Annotated in this window: 18 protein-coding genes; 11 read left to right on the forward strand and 7 right to left on the reverse strand. The window is 42.6% G+C overall.

Going from position 1 to position 17,724, the window contains the following annotated elements; genetic code table 11:
• Nucleotides 1–308: 308 nt before the first annotated feature.
• Nucleotides 309–557, reverse strand: a complete 249-nt coding sequence (locus AB6E08_RS09960; protein WP_009844760.1) for a hypothetical protein — start codon at nt 555–557, stop codon at nt 309–311.
• A gap of 252 nt (nt 558–809) precedes the next feature.
• Between AB6E08_RS09960 and AB6E08_RS09965 the strand changes: the two genes are divergently transcribed.
• Together AB6E08_RS09965 and AB6E08_RS09970 are read left to right on the forward strand one after the other, a co-directional pair.
• Nucleotides 810–2,414 carry a mechanosensitive ion channel family protein gene (locus AB6E08_RS09965; RefSeq protein ID WP_372063667.1) on the forward strand — a complete coding sequence of 535 codons (1,605 nt, stop codon included), beginning with the start codon at nt 810–812 and terminating at the stop codon, nt 2,412–2,414.
• Between the two features lie 180 nt (nt 2,415–2,594).
• Nucleotides 2,595–3,428, forward strand: a complete 834-nt coding sequence (locus AB6E08_RS09970) for a RecX family transcriptional regulator (RefSeq protein ID WP_372063669.1) — start codon at nt 2,595–2,597, stop codon at nt 3,426–3,428.
• 94 nt (nt 3,429–3,522) lie between these two features.
• Here AB6E08_RS09970 and AB6E08_RS09975 read toward each other — a convergent pair whose 3' ends face one another.
• Complete coding sequence (locus AB6E08_RS09975) at nt 3,523–4,317, reverse strand: response regulator transcription factor (RefSeq protein ID WP_017099777.1); 795 nt, start codon at nt 4,315–4,317, stop codon at nt 3,523–3,525.
• A 304-nt stretch (nt 4,318–4,621) separates the two neighbouring features.
• Between AB6E08_RS09975 and AB6E08_RS09980 the strand changes: the two genes are divergently transcribed.
• The 3 genes from AB6E08_RS09980 (at nt 4,622) to AB6E08_RS09990 (ending at nt 7,206) form a co-directional block, all read left to right on the forward strand.
• Nucleotides 4,622–5,494: a DUF3187 family protein gene (locus AB6E08_RS09980; protein WP_371703128.1), complete on the forward strand. Its 873-nt coding sequence runs from the start codon at nt 4,622–4,624 to the stop codon at nt 5,492–5,494.
• A 155-nt stretch (nt 5,495–5,649) separates the two neighbouring features.
• Entirely contained in the window at nt 5,650–6,690 is a 1,041-nt protein-coding gene (locus AB6E08_RS09985; RefSeq protein WP_009844765.1) for a hypothetical protein, read from the forward strand.
• 204 nt (nt 6,691–6,894) lie between these two features.
• A complete protein-coding gene (locus AB6E08_RS09990) occupies nt 6,895–7,206 on the forward strand; it encodes a hypothetical protein (RefSeq protein WP_029222827.1) in 312 nt (103 codons plus the stop codon).
• A 94-nt stretch (nt 7,207–7,300) separates the two neighbouring features.
• On the opposite strand, the gene AB6E08_RS09995 is transcribed toward AB6E08_RS09990, so the two are convergent.
• The gene (locus tag AB6E08_RS09995) at nt 7,301–9,148 is read right to left on the reverse strand and encodes a M3 family metallopeptidase (protein ID WP_372063672.1); all 1,848 of its coding nucleotides are present in this window, start codon (nt 9,146–9,148) and stop codon (nt 7,301–7,303) included.
• A gap of 221 nt (nt 9,149–9,369) precedes the next feature.
• On the opposite strand from AB6E08_RS09995, the gene AB6E08_RS10000 reads away from it, so the two are divergent.
• The 3 genes from AB6E08_RS10000 (at nt 9,370) to dbpA (ending at nt 12,617) form a co-directional block, all read left to right on the forward strand.
• Nucleotides 9,370–9,963, forward strand: coding sequence for a hypothetical protein (locus AB6E08_RS10000; RefSeq protein WP_017102462.1), 594 nt, complete (start codon nt 9,370–9,372; stop codon nt 9,961–9,963).
• 217 nt (nt 9,964–10,180) lie between these two features.
• Nucleotides 10,181–11,089 carry an aldo/keto reductase family oxidoreductase gene (locus tag AB6E08_RS10005; protein WP_372063674.1) on the forward strand — a complete coding sequence of 303 codons (909 nt, stop codon included), beginning with the start codon at nt 10,181–10,183 and terminating at the stop codon, nt 11,087–11,089.
• A 148-nt stretch (nt 11,090–11,237) separates the two neighbouring features.
• Nucleotides 11,238–12,617, forward strand: coding sequence for an ATP-dependent RNA helicase DbpA (dbpA, locus tag AB6E08_RS10010; protein WP_372063676.1), 1,380 nt, complete (start codon nt 11,238–11,240; stop codon nt 12,615–12,617).
• A 140-nt stretch (nt 12,618–12,757) separates the two neighbouring features.
• On the opposite strand, the gene AB6E08_RS10015 is transcribed toward dbpA, so the two are convergent.
• Nucleotides 12,758–12,931 carry an RNA helicase gene (locus tag AB6E08_RS10015; RefSeq protein ID WP_372063678.1) on the reverse strand — a complete coding sequence of 58 codons (174 nt, stop codon included), beginning with the start codon at nt 12,929–12,931 and terminating at the stop codon, nt 12,758–12,760.
• A 304-nt stretch (nt 12,932–13,235) separates the two neighbouring features.
• Here AB6E08_RS10015 and AB6E08_RS10020 point away from each other — a divergent pair, with 304 nt between their 5' ends.
• Nucleotides 13,236–14,072, forward strand: coding sequence for a DUF6279 family lipoprotein (locus AB6E08_RS10020; protein WP_372063680.1), 837 nt, complete (start codon nt 13,236–13,238; stop codon nt 14,070–14,072).
• 72 nt (nt 14,073–14,144) lie between these two features.
• Here AB6E08_RS10020 and AB6E08_RS10025 read toward each other — a convergent pair whose 3' ends face one another.
• From AB6E08_RS10025 to AB6E08_RS10035, 3 genes are all read right to left on the reverse strand, one after another.
• Entirely contained in the window at nt 14,145–14,768 is a 624-nt protein-coding gene (locus tag AB6E08_RS10025) for a PolC-type DNA polymerase III (protein WP_372063682.1), read from the reverse strand.
• A 70-nt stretch (nt 14,769–14,838) separates the two neighbouring features.
• Nucleotides 14,839–15,240 (reverse strand): PPC domain-containing DNA-binding protein, encoded by a 402-nt coding sequence (locus AB6E08_RS10030; RefSeq protein WP_050650891.1) that lies wholly within the window; start codon nt 15,238–15,240, stop codon nt 14,839–14,841.
• Between the two features lie 133 nt (nt 15,241–15,373).
• The gene (locus tag AB6E08_RS10035) at nt 15,374–16,570 is read right to left on the reverse strand and encodes a DEAD/DEAH box helicase (protein WP_372063684.1); all 1,197 of its coding nucleotides are present in this window, start codon (nt 16,568–16,570) and stop codon (nt 15,374–15,376) included.
• A gap of 167 nt (nt 16,571–16,737) precedes the next feature.
• Here AB6E08_RS10035 and bluB point away from each other — a divergent pair, with 167 nt between their 5' ends.
• Nucleotides 16,738–17,406 carry a 5,6-dimethylbenzimidazole synthase gene (gene bluB / locus AB6E08_RS10040; RefSeq protein WP_372063686.1) on the forward strand — a complete coding sequence of 223 codons (669 nt, stop codon included), beginning with the start codon at nt 16,738–16,740 and terminating at the stop codon, nt 17,404–17,406.
• Between the two features lie 127 nt (nt 17,407–17,533).
• Entirely contained in the window at nt 17,534–17,698 is a 165-nt protein-coding gene (locus tag AB6E08_RS10045; protein WP_372159868.1) for a hypothetical protein, read from the forward strand.
• Nucleotides 17,699–17,724 lie beyond the last annotated feature (26 nt).

Consider the following 17,724-nt stretch of genomic DNA (forward strand, 5'->3'; position numbering starts at 1 on the left):
GTTAGTCGTTAGTCGCTCAAGCGAGCTTGTTGAATTGTGGTTAGCTTAAATAAGATCTCTTCGAGTCACAAGTCATGAAATTGTTAAAGTGAAACGATGCATAAACGCGATATACCGTAGATACACGATGCATAAACAACAACTCACGCGAATACGACATTGAGTTCTAGATAAAGTTCACAACAACTGGAAGTTATCGCTAATTTATCCTGTATAGAATGCTCTATTCATCATGAGGAGATACAAAAAAGCCCAACAGATCGCAGATGGACATATTGGGCTTTAACCATTGGTGCTATTGGAAAGATTTAGTGAGAACGGCGAGGACCGTTGCGCACAAGGTCTTTACCATTTTCAAAGATTTCTTTAGTGATCCAGCGAGCGAGTAAAACCTTGTGACTGCTGTTGAATACTGCAACGAAATGACGACCATCAGAATTATTGGTGGCCATACCTACGCCTTCAACGTCTTCAAGACCTAAGCCCCCTGCTTCTACTGAAATTAGGAATTGCTCTAGCTCTTCTAGAGACTCAATAACATCAAGTTCGTTGTTCATTTTTATGCTCTTTTGCTGTGAGCCAACATAGGATTTAAGGCGATTTAGTACATGCACCTAAATGACGATATTGGCTGTTGTTCTTTGTTGGTTGCGTACTCTACAGGTCATAAGAGGGGATTGGAACTCTCAAATATTAGATACAGGCTGATAATTTGCAAAGTTTTAACACAACATACGTTTAAATGCTTGTTATCCATCTTCTTTTTACTACTATTTATAGGGTCAATTTAGACAATAATAGGAATTAGTATGATGAAGGTTTGGCGTTGTCTATTGTTAATGTTGGCGTTTGTCGCATTTGGAAGTTTTGCGCAAAGCGTCGATAAAATAGCAGAAGTACAAGACCAGCTAATGCTGGACCTAGCCACATTAGAAACAGCGCACGATGCTGAAAAGCCGTTTCTAGAAGACATATTGCGAAGAAAGAACCAAGCACTACGCAAAGAGATATCCTCCCAATTATCATCTGATAAGAAGCAAGGCTTAGACGCTGTTCTTGCCCAGCAAGTAGAGCTTTTACAGCATTTACTGTCATTGAACGAAGTTAAAATTGTCTCTATGAGCAAAGACAACCGTTCGGCTGAAGGGGATGCAAAAAAGCGTCTTGAATTGTTGATTCAAAAACGTATCGGAATGATGGATGACTACTATCAGCAACTTTCTAAGACCTTAAGTTGGTCAAAAGATCGAGGCGTTGATGTATCGGCTGCGGAAAGTCAGTTAAAAACCGCACTAGTTTCTCGTTCGCAATATCTGACAAATGCGATTCTCTACACAGACACGCAGCGTCAAGATTTAGAGCGCCGTTTGTCTTTTGTGAGTGAAGAAGAAAAGGCGACGATAAAAACTGAATTAATACGTTTCAGAGAACGAACCAGCGTTATGGTTGCCAGCTTAGAGAAAAGTATCTCCATGATGGTGCCATTTGGTGTGGATGTCACCTCGTACAAGCGTATTCTATTAGCGACCACCGGCGACATTAACGCTGATGTATTGGATGTTGATGTTGCACTGGAGTTGTTGGATGGTTGGCTTCGTTCATTCAGTTCATGGGCTTTTGAAAATACCCCTTCATTTATCGTTAAACTCGCGCTTTTCCTCGGTATTTTGTATGTAACTCGCCTTATTGCTAATGTGGCTCGTAAAACCGTTCGTAAGAGTGTTTCGCACTCTAAAATGGACTTCAGTGTATTGATGCAGGACTTCTTTGTATCAATTGCATCTAAAGCGGTCGTGTTTGTTGGTTTGCTGATCGCCCTGTCTCAAATAGGGATTGAGCTAGCACCACTATTAACGGGTTTCGGTGTTGCGGGTGTCATCATTGGTTTTGCATTGCAAGATACGCTGTCTAACTTTGCATCGGGCTTGATGATCTTGATCTACCGTCCGTACGATGTTGGCGACATGGTCAAAGTCGCTGGTGTTCAAGGCACTGTAAAAGACATGAGCTTAGTATCGACAACCGTTCAAACCATCGATAACCAACGCTTGGTGATCCCAAACAACAAGATCTGGGGTGACGTGATCAACAACATCACAGCAGAGCGTGTGAGACGTGTTGATATGGTTTTTGGTATCGGTTACTCAGATGATATCGATAAAGCAAAATCGGTATTGAACGACATCATTCTTGCTCACCCTCTAGTGTTGAAAAAACCAGAGCATATGATCAAGCTTCACACCTTGAATACGTCTTCAGTTGATTTTGTTGTAAGACCTTGGGTTAAGACAGATGACTACTGGGAAGTGTATTGGGATGTGACGGAAACCGTGAAGAAATGCTTCGATGAAGAGGGCATCACGATTCCATTCCCTCAACGTGATGTACATGTTTACAATCACGAAGAGAGCTAATCCAAAAAAACTAAGTACGGCTTAAGGTCGATTTCTACTTAATGTGATATCAAATGGACGCTGAATAAGCGTCCATTTTTATTGGCTGCCGCTTATGTTGATCTTCATTCTTTTATGTCACTCAACCGCCTTAGAATTAAGTTATGATGAGGTAGGCTTAGTTTGGACAGTTGAAAGCGAATGAATGATTCACAGCAAAAAACGAATAGTAGAAATACAACGGTAAGAAAAGCGACGCGAATTGAAAGTGTTATGAACTCTGCGATGTGGCATTTAACTCAGAGGGATATGACGGAAAGTGAGTTGGTAGCGAAGCTGAAAGTGAAAACCGACAATCAAGAATGGATCGATGAAACGTTGAATACTTTGAAGGGCTTTGGGTATCTCAAGTCTGACCAAGTGTTTGCTGAACAATTCGTAGAACAAGCGTTCTCAGGTGAATTTGGTTCTCGGTATATTGTTGAAAAATTGAAAAAGAAAGGCCTGATGGATTCAGTGATTTCTGATGCTATCCATAAGGTGTCTTTCGAAAAGCCTATTGATGAACAAACTATCTTGATAGACAGAATCAACCATTACTACACAAGCTTTACCATGAGCCGTGAAAAGCTGGTTGCGACGCTGCAAAAGCGTGGTTTTAGCTATCAACAAGTTAAGGTAGCGATTGACCAGCACCCACAAGCGCATGAACTGAAGAGCAATATTCAAATTAAGGCAGAGAAAGCCGATTTGGAAAAAGAAGTGCTTAAGTATGCTCGTAAAGGCAAAGGCTTGACTGCTATTCAGCAAGAGCTTAGACAGCGACAAATAGACACGAGCGAACTGTCATCGTTAGTCGATCGGTTAATTAACGAAGAGCAACTGGATTTTTACTCTTCGTGTTTAGAACAACTACAAAAGAAATCTTATGACCTCAACGATCACAAAGAGCGCTCAAAAGCTTACGCTATGCTAAGTCGAAAAGGCTTTTCGTCGGATGAAATTAAATTTGCTCTGAGTGAAGGTAACGAGTAACCAGTGTCCTTAAACTCAAGAAATACAGAACCTTGAGATATAAAGAGCTGAAGGTCATCGAACACAGAATGATTTACAGGGTCAACAGATTGCTTTAACGCGTTGTGTGCAGGTTTTCTGTAATACCTAACCCATTACGCAACGCGAACTGAAGAAGGTCATTGTGGTTGTTCAAATCGAGTAATCCAAGCATTCTGTACTTATGCGATTCTATAGTTCGAGAGCTTAGATGGAGCTGTTCCGCACACTCTTTTGCACTTAGGCCTTGAGCAATAAGGGCCAACACTTTGGTCTGCTTCTTGGTGAGTAAGAGTAATTTGTCACTGTCATCTTCTAGCCGATTCTCATTTTGCTTTAATGTTCTGGCTAGTGTTGAGTGCTGCCAATAACAGAGCCAAAGCTCACAGACTAATTTTAAGCGCTGGATGTCTTCGAGATCGAAAGTGGTATCGTTGTCGTGAAAGTTAGTAAAAGACAGTGCTCCCCAGCGTTGGTTAAAGAGTTGCAAAGGAATGATGCAGTGCCATCGCCCCCCTTCTTTGTATAACTGCTTTAATACGTAATTCTGAGTGTTCTCGAGGTCGTCTTTCGAAAACGCGAGATAAGTTTTTTTGGTCTTTAGCAGCTTTAAATAATCAAGATAGTTGCCACCAATGAGATTCTGTTTATTGACCGGGGGTATGTTCGCTTTCGATACTGAACAAGTCTTTCCGTCTTCCAGTAAGACCATTGAGTTAGGGTAGAGTGTTAAACGATCCATCCCAAACCAATCGAGTACGTCAAAGCTCGCTTCTGACCAAGTAGCTTGAAAACACTGAGGATCGCTATTGATGAGAGTCGTCGATTGCTTCATCAACAATTGTTCAAAATTTAGGTTAGTAGCCGACATACCTTTCCTCTATCAATATATTCATCAGGTTAATATACCGAAGACTATGCGTTCGTAAAGCACAGTGCAAGATAAGATGTTTACATTTTCGAGAGGTTCTAATTTTCGTTTTTTTATAACTCTTTAATCTAAATGTTAGGATGATAAGCGGTAGATCTACTGCATTAATTGAACGGTGTTTTTTAATAAAATCGGGCATTTATACAACCGAGTAAACACTGTGATAAGTTTAAGGGCGTTACTGAGTATTTCAGTCTCGATACTGACTTTTTTTCATCCTACTGCAAGCGCGAACGCATCCCCAATGTTTGTCTATGCGCAGTCACCTATTCATTCAAATGTGCTTTCAACACAACTTCGTTCTGCTCAGCCCAAAAGGGTGGGGACTATTGAGTTCAAGTCCTCTTATACCCAAGCCAGTATATGGGCACACACGAGTGCGTATTCGCTCGACTATTATCAAAACCAGTCAAATATTGCGATTGAGTGGCAAGCATCTCCAATTTGGAAAACCGAGCTGGATTATCGAGTTGTGACTGCAAAAGATAATGGTTTAGACAGTTTTGTGATGGGTTTTCACGATCTGTTTGGTATTGGACAAAATGGCCGTGATGAAGTGGCTGAAGATCAGTTCACCATGGATTTTAATCATGCAGGGGTTCATGTGTCTGATTTTGAGGGGGATGATTTAACCAATGCGCTGACTTTTTACAATGAGCTTCTGTTGCATTCTAGAGGGCCGATGTCGCTCTCTGCTGGTGGCTCTTTATTTTACAACAACGTAAAAAGTGGCCGGTTTGCCAGAACTAGCTTCGAACAAGGCGTCCAACTTAACTACAGCTTTATCACCTTAAGGCATAACTTTTTTTCAACGGTAGGTTTGGTTCACCGTAACGGTGATGACTACTTAGTTAGTTTAGAGGGGTTCAGCGCAAGTTGGGCATTAGGGTATGAGTATATGTTTAATGCTCGGCACAGTTTGTTAGTTGAGTCTTTAAATTATCAAGGGTGGGCAACGGATGAACCAGATTTTTCAGAGCCGTCTAATGAAGTGGTGCTCGGTTATAGGTACCGATTCAATAGGTTTAGTTTAGAAGCCTTGATGACAGAGAATATTCGCAATATGGATAACAGCACTGATATTGGGTTTACGATTGGGTTGCGCTTCTCAATATAAAAGTAATATCAACATATCATTATGTAATTAAATTCATCGCAACGATAAAATTCCAGTAGTTTTACGGTATATCCACAACACAAATTTTTGAACAATAGCGCTACTCCAAAAGGCCGGACTAACAAGGCCGAATCAATATATAGGTAGTGGTTATTATGAAAAAGACATTAGTAGCACTTGCGATTGCAAGCATTTCAAGTTCAGCTTTCGCGGTAAATACAAGCAGCCAAAACAGCCAGAATGAAGACATGTTCGCATTTGATTCAATGCATAAAGATCAATTCTCAGTATCTGGTGCTATGGGTGTTGGCGGTTACTACGACACTGGTTCTAAAGCATTCTACGATGACTGGGCTACAGGCCTAACACTTGCAGTAAACTACCGTAACAACCGTATTGTTGGTTACTTCGAAACAGACTTGATGGTGAACTACACAACAGACAATAACGTTTCAGCGAATGATTCAGTTAACTACAAGTGGACAAATGGCATCGATACTGGCCCTGCTGCTGATGTAGACAAAGCTTGGCTTGGTTTTGACACTGGTTTCGGTATCGCTTCATTCGGTTGGGAAAATGATACAGCACTAGATAAAGTTGACGGTGCTGGTGATAACACTTACGAGTTTGGCGCTTCTGCTGGTGATGCTTCTGACGGCTTCAATGTTGTTAAGTTCCAGGGTGCAACAAGCGGTATCGCTTACGGTATCTCTTACTTCGAAACGAAAGATTCTCGTAACAATGATAAGTTCGACAAAGGTGTGAACGGCTACATCGGTCTAGAGCAAGAAGTATTCAACCTATACGCAGGTTACGAAAACCGTGATTACGAAGCTAATTACGAAGTTTACACGGTAACTGGTAACGTAAAAATTGGTGACCTAACACTAGGTATGAACTCTTGGATTGATGACGCAGATTCTGAGAAAGACACGGGTTACTACGTTTCAGGTGGTTACGCGGTTTCTGAAGACCTAACAATTGCAGCTGGTTACGCCTCTAACAGCAATGAACTTGATGGCCAAGCGGACGTAGATGCTTCTTACATCAACATCGCGGCAATGTACCGTATTGCAGACAACGCTGACATGGGTATTGATATCAAACAAGATATTGATGGTGCACGCATGGGTTCAACTAGCGCACAGTACGACGAAGAAACACACGTATTCGCAGCAGCTTACTACTACTTCTAAGCTCTTAATGGCTTAATAGCTTAATAGCTTAATAGCTTAATAGCTTAATAGCTTTGAGAGCTTAAGAACTTTAAATCTGATTGCTATGGTGTGTCGCATGCCCGGTCGTTACACCATGTTCTCTTCGTTTTGCCGTTTAAGTATCCAACCGATATGTGGTTTGGCACTCAGTGTTATGAGTGGAATGATAATCTGGAGAATGTAATGGTTAAGAGCATTACTGCCAAGGGTGTTATTTACGGAAATGACACTCTGTTTACATGTAAACCGAATCGAAATGGATTATTTGAATTGGCGCGTAAACATGGAAGAGTTGCAGGTACTCGCCCGCAAGATCTCAAGAACAAGGTTTATGCTGAATCTCTTGATGAAGCTTGGAATTTACTCAAAACAGAAAAGTTTTATATTGTTTTGACAGGGCAGATATGTGGTATTCATAGGAAATCACTAAGAAGCCTTGATTCTGTCGACATTATTTTTGATGTTCAATCTCGTTTAAATTGTGTCACTGTGTAGGGTCGATGCTGTAAATAAAAAGGACGATTAAATATCGTCCTTTTTTTCGTTTGAGTTTTTTGGTTCAACCTTGCTTACAGATGCTCAGCACCCGCTATCGGCCGTATTGCCCAACGATAAAGTGTTCAAACTCATCACACATTTGAGAATTTGATTTGTCGTTATTCGCTAATTCAGTTGCTCCATCGACGATCGATATCTTCGCATTCAAATCAGCGACTGGTGCTCGCTCTCTTGTCGACAGCTGTTTGATTTTTTGATCTTCAATAGCCCAAGCTTCTTCTGGCGATAAGTTGCACTCGTCAGCGAGGTACTTGGCATTAAAACCTTCCCCAGTCAGGCTTTCGATTGTCCCATTATGATTCACGCTATTTCCTTGGTGCCAATAGTGCTTAGCTAACAAAGGGCCGATCTCCGGGTTATCCGTTAAGTAACCAAACTTATCGGTGAAATATGCACGAGTTTGATACACGGCCATATGAGCTAATAAGTAACCCTGATATGCGCAAGAGGCTTCATCCGACAATAGATGAGGGATCGCCATTAATGGGCGAGGGCTACAAGCCAATCCAAGAATCGTTTTCTCACTGCTACGAGCAAGAGCAGTGATCTTTTCAGGTGTCAGATCTTCATCCGCCAATTCGTAAAGTGCTCGTTCGAAATAGGGAACAACAAGAATGCTTCGTTCTTGGTAGGCTCTGAACGGTTGTTTGTTATCTATGATGGCTTTGATTAGCTCATCAGGTACTGCTTGGCCTTCTGAATCCAGGGCATATTGTTTTAGCCAATCGGCGTCATTCAATAAGCTGTCACAGAACATGGATTGAGTTTCGGCATAAGCCATCGATGTTGGTGCAAATTCTTGAGAGAAACAAGGCGCATTCATTTTAACATTAGCGAAATGTGCAGCGTGGCCGCCCTCGTGAAACAGCGTATTGATACCATCATAACCGCTGCCGATTTGGTCGGGCTTGGCGTTGCTCGTGAAGTTGACCTGTGCAGCTACCCAAGTATCTTGATCGTAGAAAGAAGGAACTGGCCCATGACAGAAACCGTTTGGATACTTTCCTTTACGATCAAGCAAATCTAATTTCAATGCTGCTTGTGAGTATTCGATATTAAGACGACCAAAAGACTCAACCCAACGCCTTAGTGACTTTGAAAATGGAACATAAGGGTCTAAGTCATTCATGACGTCACCTGCAAAAGAGTAGGTGAAATTATGGGCTTCTAGAGCGCTCTGACCTTTTTTCTGAGTTAAGCTCTCTAGGCTTTGTTGATGGTTATCTCGCGTGCGAACTTCAAAGTCATCCAGAATTGTAAACAGTTGCTCAGTTGTCATCTGCTCGGTTTTAACGACGGAATAGTCAAAAAAGGTTTTGAAACCCAGCGATTGAGCAAACTGGTTGCGTTTTTTGATGAGTTCAATGAAGCCGTTAGCCAGCAGCCACTGCTCTAAACCTAGTAGTGTTTGGTGAGCTGAAAGCCTAACTTTTTCATTACTATTGGTTCTTATTGTTGAACCTAGAACCGGTAACGACCCTTCAGTGTCGTCGCCCGCTTCATTCACGTAAGTCATTACATGATTCTGTTTTTTCTCAAACAGTTCAGCCTCAAACTTTATGAGTTCGGCCTTAAGCTTCTGTGACTGCTCAGACTCAATAGCGTGAGATCTAAAGGTCGCTAACCAACCATTTAAGCCTGTTAGCGTGCTCTCTTTTTCTTGAGGGTCTTGAATTTCTTCGATAGTAGCTAGCTGCGTTTCGATAGCAGCAATTTGCTCGGCAGAGCTAAGAAATTCAGTCCATTGGGTCTGCGCGAGTGTCGAGCCATCATGGTCGTCACTGATCCCCATATAAGTATCCCAAAAGAAGTCTTCTTTCGCTTTATGAGTCGCAAGATACTTTTGGTTCAATTGGTTGAGATAGTTCGTTGCAGTCATGGACGTTCCTTGTGAATTATTCATTAATTTCAACATTATGACACATTCATGGGGTGTATTGTGTGACGACAGATATAACAGAGTGCAACTCTTCTTAGTATCAAGTTTGTTAATCTTATCGTTGAGCAATATTTTTAGTTTTATAGATGTAAATCGAGCAGTTGTTTGTTGATTGGTCACGTATAATGCACGCTCCATACCGCGTGAAATAAGCACAAATAATGAGAACTCTTCCTAGCTTAATCCTACCTTTGTTATTGACTCTGAATACCCTTTCATTTTCTGCGCAGGCGAGTGAAAGCTGGTGGTTACGGACGGTATTCAATAGCAACCCAACTCAACCGAGTTCTCAAAACTATATTAACGATATCGATCTTATGGATTGTGGCGAAGTTGAAGGCACTCTGTTGTGCAGTGACTTAACCCAATATTACGATTTGGATGTTTATGTTGAACTGGAGTTGGGTGACTCAAGCGTCGAAGTGGTTCGCCTTAATCTGCCATATTCGAACCTAAGGTACACAAAGCTTCAGGCATATCTTCGTCAAGATGGCTTTGCTCTCAGTTCAATTCGCATTGGAGAGGATGATTTTGATGTCCTCGCTCAACTCGAACAAGCGAAACGTGAGGGAGTTGGTTACGACAAGGTAGATAAACAACTCGTAGAATTCATCAACTCACCACATCATTCCTCTGAGCAAATGAGTGTATGGAATGTGCCTAGCTCTTCCTCATCTTCTTCTAGTTCTTCAGCCCCTTGGATTCAGTTACATAGTGATGGTGACAACTTAACGGTTGAACTAAATCGCTTTTAATTGCTCAAATTTATAGATGGTTTCGTCATTCATCAGAGTAAACAAACCTTTCAGGAGAACGGCTCACGGGCAGACAGCAAGTTATAATTCATTTAAGTGTTCGTTTTTCTGTGGCTCTCACATTTTTAGTAAGCGTTTACCTTTGCCATTTGTTATACGTTGAGCCTTCGGTAAAACGAGCTTAGGATACGTTCAGTATTGATAAAGGAGACAACCCATGGTTGCAAAAGTAACGGTAGCGCCACAAGGCCCAGAACTTTCTGAGCTGGTGCAAGGATACTGGCGTACAGCAGAGTGGGGCATGACCCCGCAACAACGCCTGACTTTCCTGAAGCAACATATTGATCTTGGTATCACAACTGTTGATCACGCGGATATTTACGGTAACTACCAATGTGAAAAGTTGTTTGGTGAGGCGTTAGTGCTTGAACCAAGCCTTCGTGATGATATTCAAATCGTCACCAAGTGCGATATCAACCTATGTGGTGACCACACTCCTGATCGTAAGATCAATCACTATGACACCAGCGCGCAGCATATTTACCAATCAGTAAATAATTCACTAGAGCGCTTAGGTGTTAATGATATCGATGTATTGTTGATTCACCGCCCAGACGTATTGATGGATGCAGATGAAGTAGCAGAAGCGTTCGCAGAGCTACACAAAGTAGGTAAAGTTAAGCACTTCGGTGTTTCTAACTTTTCACCGCGTCAGTTCGAACTGCTTCAATCTCGACTCGGTAAGCCGCTAGTGACCAACCAAGTTGAAATCAACCCATTGAACTTCGAAGTGGCTCATGATGGCACGTTAGATCAACTGCAGACGAACCGTATTCGCCCGATGGCATGGTCTTGTCTCGGTGGTGGTAGCATCTTTAGTGGCGATTCAGCGCAAGCGGTTCGCGTTCGTGATGAGCTAGAGGCGATTCGTCAAGAAGTGGGTGCAGACAACATTGACCAAGTGATTTACGCTTGGGTTCGTCGTTTACCGTCTAACCCAATTGCCATTATTGGCTCTGGTAAGATTGAGCGTGTGAAAACTGCGGTTGATGCACTAAAAATCGAGCTGACGCGCGAACAGTGGTATCGAGTATGGGTTGCATCTAAAGGTCACGGTGTGCCATAGAAAGCAATTCGTATAGAAGTCAAAGCCAGCTAACAACGCTGGCTTTTTTGTGTTCGCCTAACATGTTTCTCCAAAAATGTGATTAAGGTGGAATAATTTTCAAAAACACTCATAATGCACTCTGTTTTTCACCAGTTGGATATTTCCATTGAGCACTTCAAAATTCTCTTCAATCGCCCTTAAACCAGAGCTTCTAAACACGTTAGATTCTCTTGGTTATACTGAAATGACGCCTATCCAAGCGTTAAGTCTTCCTACTATCCTAAATGGCAAGGACGTTATCGGTCAGGGTAAAACGGGTTCAGGTAAAACAGCTGCTTTCGGTTTAGGCGTGCTGCAGAACCTACGCGTTAAGCGTTTCCGTGTTCAGTCTTTAGTGTTATGTCCGACTCGTGAGCTTGCAGACCAAGTAGCAAAAGAGATTCGTACTCTTGCTCGTGGTATTCACAACATTAAAGTGCTGACACTATGTGGCGGTATGCCAATGGGCCCACAGATTGGTTCACTAGAGCATGGCGCACACATTCTTGTGGGCACACCTGGTCGTATCCTTGACCACCTAGAGAAAGGTCGTATTGATCTGTCTGAGCTGAACACACTTGTGTTAGATGAAGCTGACCGCATGCTAGAAATGGGCTTCCAAGACGCTTTGGATGCTGTGATTGAAGCAGCGCCAAAAGAACGCCAAACTCTACTATTCAGTGCGACTTTCCCTAAACAGATCAAATCTGTTGCAGACCGCATCATGAATAACCCTGAAATGGTGAAGGTTGAATCAACGCACGATCACTCAAGCATCCAGCAACACTTTTATAAGGTTGAAGGTACTGAAGCTCGTGATGACGCTCTAGAGTTGCTGTTACTTCATCACCAACCAGAATCTGCGGTTGTGTTCTGTAACACTAAGAAAGAAGTGCAGAACGTAAACGATGAGCTAAGCCATCGTGGTTTCAGCGTTATCGAACTTCATGGTGACATGGAACAGCGTGAACGTGACCAAGCTTTGGTTCAGTTCTCAAACAAAACCATCTCGATTCTTGTGGCGACAGATGTTGCGGCTCGTGGTCTTGATGTTGATAACCTAGATGCTGTGTTCAACTTTGAATTGTCTCGCGACCCTGAAGTTCACGTACACCGCATTGGTCGTACTGGCCGTGCAGGAAGCAAAGGCGTAGCGATCAGCTTCTTTAGCGAAAAAGAGATGTACCGTGTTGCTCAAATCGATGAGTACATGGACATGCCAATCGAGCCATCTGAACTGCCAGCAAAACCAATTGCTAAGCCGTACTACTCAAACATGGTTACCATCCAAATTGATGGCGGTAAGAAAGCTAAGCTTCGTGCTGGTGATATTCTTGGCGCACTGACGGGCCAAGGCGGCATTGATGGTAAATCAGTAGGTAAGATCAATCTGTTTGCAATGCGTGCTTACGTAGCGGTAGAAAGATCTGTGGCAAAGAAAGCACTGAACAAAATCGAATCAGGTAAAATGAAGGGTCGTCAATTCCGCGCCCGAATCCTGAAGTAATTCGAGACTGAATCCCTTTGCTGCGATATGTCTAATTAACGACTTTGCTAATTAATGGCATTGCAGTAAAGGGTGTTCCACAAAATGCCACTTAAGTTTCTTCTCTTAGGTTTATCGACCTAGTCCTCTATACCAAAGCATTATTCATCGGGTCTTATCGAATAAAGATCGTTGATATGTTTTCCTTCGCTAAGATACCAAGTCATCGCTTCCTGTCGATTGTGAACGAATATCGTGATTGTGGTTATTGATCCATCGTCAAAATAACAAAGCTCATATTCTAAATCGCCTGTATGATCAGGAATAGCGGCCATAGCTTCCCTCCCAAATATCAATCATTTGAAAATACGTTCCCCTAACTCTTTTAAAGGGTCGTATTACGTCAAATGAGTAATAAAAATCAAGTTACATCACTGCTGTTAATTATTTTTAGTTTAATCATTTGCCTAAATAGCTAGATTAGCAAGTTTGGGTCTCAATTTATCTCAAAGTTTTTACGACCACTGTTTATTAAGGCTACTTTTATAAGAGCTAGAATTAGCGTTATAAGAACTGGGCTAACCTTAAAGGGATGAGTTAATCGGTTTATGGCTTTGTTGAATGTCGTGAGAGGGTAGAATGAGAAAGTGCCGGTGGTTAGTTTTAGTGATCTGTTTTCTATTTACTGGGTGCGGGACCAAGTTCGCCTATAACAATATAGGTTGGTTTGTTGTTAGCTATATAGAAGATTTTGTCTCCCTCTCAAATAGCCAAGAATCCGAGCTTGAAGAGCGATTAGATATATTGCAGAAATGGCATAAAGAAACTCAGCTACCTCTGTATATCTCGCAATTAGAAGCGATTCAAAACGTAGATCGGTCGGATATGACCCCCGCTTTTATTGTGGGTCAAAGTGAACAAACTAAAGAGCATATTCGCTCAATCGTCAATAAGTTCGCTCCAGATATTTACGCCTTGAGTATGCAGCTTAGCCCTGAGCAAGACAGAGAGTTTTTAAAGAACTTTCGTGAAAAGCAGCAAGACTATTATGAAGAAAGGTTGTCGTTGAACGATGACGATTCGAGAGAGCGATACCGAAGCAGAATTGAAGAGCGTGCAGAACGGTGGTTAGGTTCAGTATCGAAAGAACAAAAACAGATTATTTTGGCTTGGTCTAAAGAGTGGGTAAATACCAATAGCAGTTGGCGACAATATCAAAACAACACCTATCAAGAGCTAACGACGCTGATGGCAAAGAAGAGCGACCTACATATTGCTCAGCCAATTATTATGAAGTTGCTTTTAAACAATGAAGCTTATTATCCTGCTGAACTTGAGCCGCAGCTTAACCAAAATATGGAAACATCAGCCAAGTTTTTAGTAGATATGGCCGCGACCAGCAGTAACAAGCAGTGGGCGTATTTTATGAATGAGTTAGAAAGCCTCAAAGGAACGTTGGAGTCATTGCAAGAGTAGAGCGTTCTTTTTAAAGGCTAGCGGTCATTATCGAGCTAGCCTTTCATCACACTTTAAGGTGAATTTCGGAACCTAACCCCTGTTACTCATCAGTAGTTTTGGAATCGAACCTTTGGCTGTCTTCGATATTTTCTGCATTAATTGGAAGCTCGGTTGTTGAATACCGTGGTCACTCTGCAGCTCATCGATCATTAATAACCACAATCTTGCTGTCATTTCTGAATCGGCTAACGCTCTGTGGAAAGTACCGTCGTTGTCGATATTCTTAAAACGCACAAGGTCGCCTAGCTTATGAGTTGGTGCGTCTTGGATTAGACGGCGAGCAATCAACATTGAGCATGCAAACTGTCCATTGTAATCGCGACCAATATTATCTAATTCCGCATCAAGAAAGCGCTTATCAAATGAGGCATTGTGAGCGACAAGTTGGCTGTCTTGAATGAAGTCTGCAAACTCATCCATCACTTCACTGCAACTGGCCGCGGTGTTCAGCATGCGGTTAGTAATGCCAGTGTAGCTTTCAATGAAGCCACTCACACGAAACCCTGGATTCATGAGTTGTTGGAAGGTGTCGACGACTTCGCCGTTAACGAGTTTTACCGCACCGATCTCAATCGCTCGGTCGCCCATATTGGGTGATAAGCCTGTGGTTTCGAAATCGAGAACGATAACGGAATCTGCGGAGTTTGAAGCCATCGTGTTTCCTAATTGCTGTTTGGTAGTATCGCTTTATATGGGGCGTTTGGTGTAACTATTGGTAAATCAGTTATTTGCTATTGCTGATAGTAAGTTCAGTGTAACCCGTCGAATCGTCATGCTCTCTGTTGAAGGTCAAAGTATCGTAGCGGTGAACGATCAGTTCAGCGGTGGTTGCGATTATTGTTCCTTCCAGTAAATGCCCACCAATCACATTTCCATTTTCATCAGCAACGGATATATGAACATGCTGGTGGTTCGGGGTTAGCGTCGCCATAAGAGACACAATTTCGAACGGAGCTTGGACTAGCTTGGTGTTGTTCGCATTAGCTAAACGAATATTGAGCTGAGAGACACAACCGACACAAGACGCGATAGAGCCTGCCGAGATGTTGTGTGTGGTCACTAACCTTTGGATCTCAAGCTTTAGGTCTTGCCCGCGGGTTAATCTCGTTGCGATAGGAGTGATCATCTTATTGCCTCAACGTTATATGTATTTCAAAGAACAAAACGAAGCCACATAGGGCTTCGTTTTATTTTCATTTTGGCTAACGCGACTTTTCTTTTGGTTAATGCAACTTTGCATTTTCTGTCGCTGAAATTACTTAGTCTTGTTGCTGTTCTCTTTTCTTCTTAGGAACGAAGTTCAATACTGAGATTGGCACTTCTTTGCGTGGTTCGAAACCTTCAACAACGCGACGTTCAATCAAGTGACCCAGACGCTTTTCAATGATGCACAGGTTTTTGAAGTTATCTTTCGATAGGAAAGAGATCGCTTCGCCAGATGCATCAGCACGGCCTGTACGACCAATACGGTGAACATAATCATCTGCTGGGAAAGGCATGTCGTAGTTCACTACGCGGCTTAGGTTGTCGATATCGATACCACGAGCAGCAACACCCGTCGCGACTAAGTACTTTAGACGACCTTTCTTGAAGTCAGCCAAGATTTTTTCACGAATCGCTTGGCTACGTCCACTGTGGAAAGCTTCCGCTTGAATACCACGTTTCTCAAGTTGAGCAACCAACTTAGCCGCGCCGTGCTTGGTTTCGATAAAGATAAGCGCTTGGTCCCAGTTACCTTCGGTAATCATGTGGCTCAGTAGTGCTGACTTACGGTCTTTATCTACGGTAACTAACCATTGCTCAATGTTCGCTTTAGACGCATCAGTCTTGGCAATCGAAATCTCTGCCGCTTCACTGATTGCACTTTTCGCTAGCGCACGCACTGGCGTTGAAAGCGTTGCTGAGAAAAGTAGGTTTTGGATGTCTTGTGGTAGACGAGCGATGATCTTGTTGATGTCTTCAATGAAACCCATGTCTAGCATGCGGTCAGCTTCATCTAGAACCAGTACTTCCACTTCATCAAAGTGAACGGCACGTTGTCCGTACATGTCGATCAAACGACCTGGTGTTGCCACAAGAATATCGACGCCTTCAATAAGACGATCTTTCTGGTGTTGGTAAGACACGCCACCGTACATCGCTAGTGATGTTAGGTTTAGGAACTTCGCGTACTTAGTGATGTTCTGTTCAACCTGAACTGCCAGCTCACGCGTTGGCGTCAGGATAACTGCGCGGATACGTTTTTTACGCTGCGTTTCACCTTTGCTTAGCATTTCTAAGATAGGGAGAACAAAGCTCGCAGTTTTACCTGTACCTGTTTGTGCTGCCGCAATAAGGTTCTTACCAGAAAGCACAATCGGAATTGCTTTTTCTTGAATAGAGGTTGGCTTTTCGTAGCCTTGTTTTGCAACGGCTTTAACAATAGGTGAGCTTAATCCAAGCTTGGAAAATGGCATAAGTTTCTCGGTATGATTTGGCTAAATAGCGATGGAAAGGTTCAACAATCTTATACAAGGATAAGATTAATGGCGGCATTCTACCATGTTGCTTGTGTACCGCTAGTAACATAGACACTTTAGTTGGATAATACTGGTTCAATAAGACGACGATAAGACAGGGATGTATGAAAATTACGCCTAATGAACGCGATGCAGTATATAAAACGATTTTTTCTCGCCGAGATGTTCGTGGTCAGTTTCTACCAGAAGAGATCCCTGAAGATGTGTTGATGCGTGTGTTAACCGCTGCGCACCATGCTCCTAGCGTTGGCTTTATGCAGCCTTGGGATTTTGTCGTTGTCCGTGATATCGAAACTAAGCAACAAATCAAAGCCGGTTTTAATCAAGCGCATGCCGAATCAGCGGAAATGTTCACCGATGAAAAGCAGGTAATGTATAAGCGATTAAAGCTTGAAGGTATTGTTGAATCGCCTATCGGAATCTGCGTGACTTGCGATCGCAACCGAACAGGAAAAGTAGTTTTAGGCAGAACCATCAAACAAGAGATGGATCTGTACAGCACCGTATGTGCGGTTCAAAACTTGTGGCTCGCGGCAAGAGCCGAAAACCTTGGGGTAGGTTGGGTGAGCATTCTTCACGACTCAACACTGCGAGACGCTTTAGATATCCCAGAAAACATCGATATCGTGGCGTATTTATGTATCGGCTACGTTGATCACTTCAAAGATAAACCCGAGCTTGAAACCATGGGTTGGTTGCCAAGACGAGACGTCAATTCAGCGATTCATGAAGGGAAGTGGAATCCTAAGCAGTTAGAGACAGATAGAAAGTAATCGTCTTCATCAAATTTTCTGATATCTGTATTTGAAATACAAATGAGTGTTTAACCGATCATCGACCTAGACTCAAGCGATTTCCATGATGTCGGTAACTGATGTTCGTAGAGCGGTAAGCTAAGCTTTGCTCGAAGGGGATGCGTGGCCACCAAGCTTACCTGAATTCGTTAACATGGGTCGTGAAGAGTTGGTTGATATCGATGAAGCTTTTACCCGAATGCTACGCTGTGAACCCAAAGGTGATATTGAGTATTGGGCGTGGCTTTGTTGCGTAATTCAATGGAACTAAATCAAGAACCTACGATCTGATCAGCT

The organism is Vibrio sp. 10N.247.310.24, from assembly GCF_041467175.1.
Classification (GTDB): domain Bacteria; phylum Pseudomonadota; class Gammaproteobacteria; order Enterobacterales; family Vibrionaceae; genus Vibrio; species Vibrio tasmaniensis_A.

Excerpts from the sequence above, each read along its gene's own strand:
- AB6E08_RS10005 (WP_372063674.1), top strand. The coding sequence starts at position 10,181 with ATGGTTGCAAAAGTAACGGTAGCGCCACAAGGCCCAGAACTTTCTGAG.
- bluB (WP_372063686.1), top strand. The coding sequence starts at position 16,738 with ATGAAAATTACGCCTAATGAACGCGATGCAGTATATAAAACGATTTTT.
- AB6E08_RS10015 (WP_372063678.1), bottom strand. The coding sequence starts at position 12,931 with ATGGCCGCTATTCCTGATCATACAGGCGATTTAGAATATGAGCTTTGT.
- AB6E08_RS09980 (WP_371703128.1), top strand. The coding sequence starts at position 4,622 with ATGTTTGTCTATGCGCAGTCACCTATTCATTCAAATGTGCTTTCAACA.
- AB6E08_RS09985 (WP_009844765.1), top strand. The coding sequence starts at position 5,650 with ATGAAAAAGACATTAGTAGCACTTGCGATTGCAAGCATTTCAAGTTCA.
- AB6E08_RS09990 (WP_029222827.1), top strand. The coding sequence starts at position 6,895 with ATGGTTAAGAGCATTACTGCCAAGGGTGTTATTTACGGAAATGACACT.
- AB6E08_RS09995 (WP_372063672.1), bottom strand. The coding sequence starts at position 9,148 with ATGACTGCAACGAACTATCTCAACCAATTGAACCAAAAGTATCTTGCG.
- AB6E08_RS10000 (WP_017102462.1), top strand. The coding sequence starts at position 9,370 with ATGAGAACTCTTCCTAGCTTAATCCTACCTTTGTTATTGACTCTGAAT.
- AB6E08_RS09975 (WP_017099777.1), bottom strand. The coding sequence starts at position 4,317 with ATGTCGGCTACTAACCTAAATTTTGAACAATTGTTGATGAAGCAATCG.
- AB6E08_RS09965 (WP_372063667.1), top strand. The coding sequence starts at position 810 with ATGATGAAGGTTTGGCGTTGTCTATTGTTAATGTTGGCGTTTGTCGCA.
- AB6E08_RS09970 (WP_372063669.1), top strand. The coding sequence starts at position 2,595 with ATGAATGATTCACAGCAAAAAACGAATAGTAGAAATACAACGGTAAGA.
- AB6E08_RS10020 (WP_372063680.1), top strand. The coding sequence starts at position 13,236 with ATGAGAAAGTGCCGGTGGTTAGTTTTAGTGATCTGTTTTCTATTTACT.
- AB6E08_RS09960 (WP_009844760.1), bottom strand. The coding sequence starts at position 557 with ATGAACAACGAACTTGATGTTATTGAGTCTCTAGAAGAGCTAGAGCAA.
- AB6E08_RS10030 (WP_050650891.1), bottom strand. The coding sequence starts at position 15,240 with ATGATCACTCCTATCGCAACGAGATTAACCCGCGGGCAAGACCTAAAG.
- AB6E08_RS10035 (WP_372063684.1), bottom strand. The coding sequence starts at position 16,570 with ATGCCATTTTCCAAGCTTGGATTAAGCTCACCTATTGTTAAAGCCGTT.
- AB6E08_RS10025 (WP_372063682.1), bottom strand. The coding sequence starts at position 14,768 with ATGGCTTCAAACTCCGCAGATTCCGTTATCGTTCTCGATTTCGAAACC.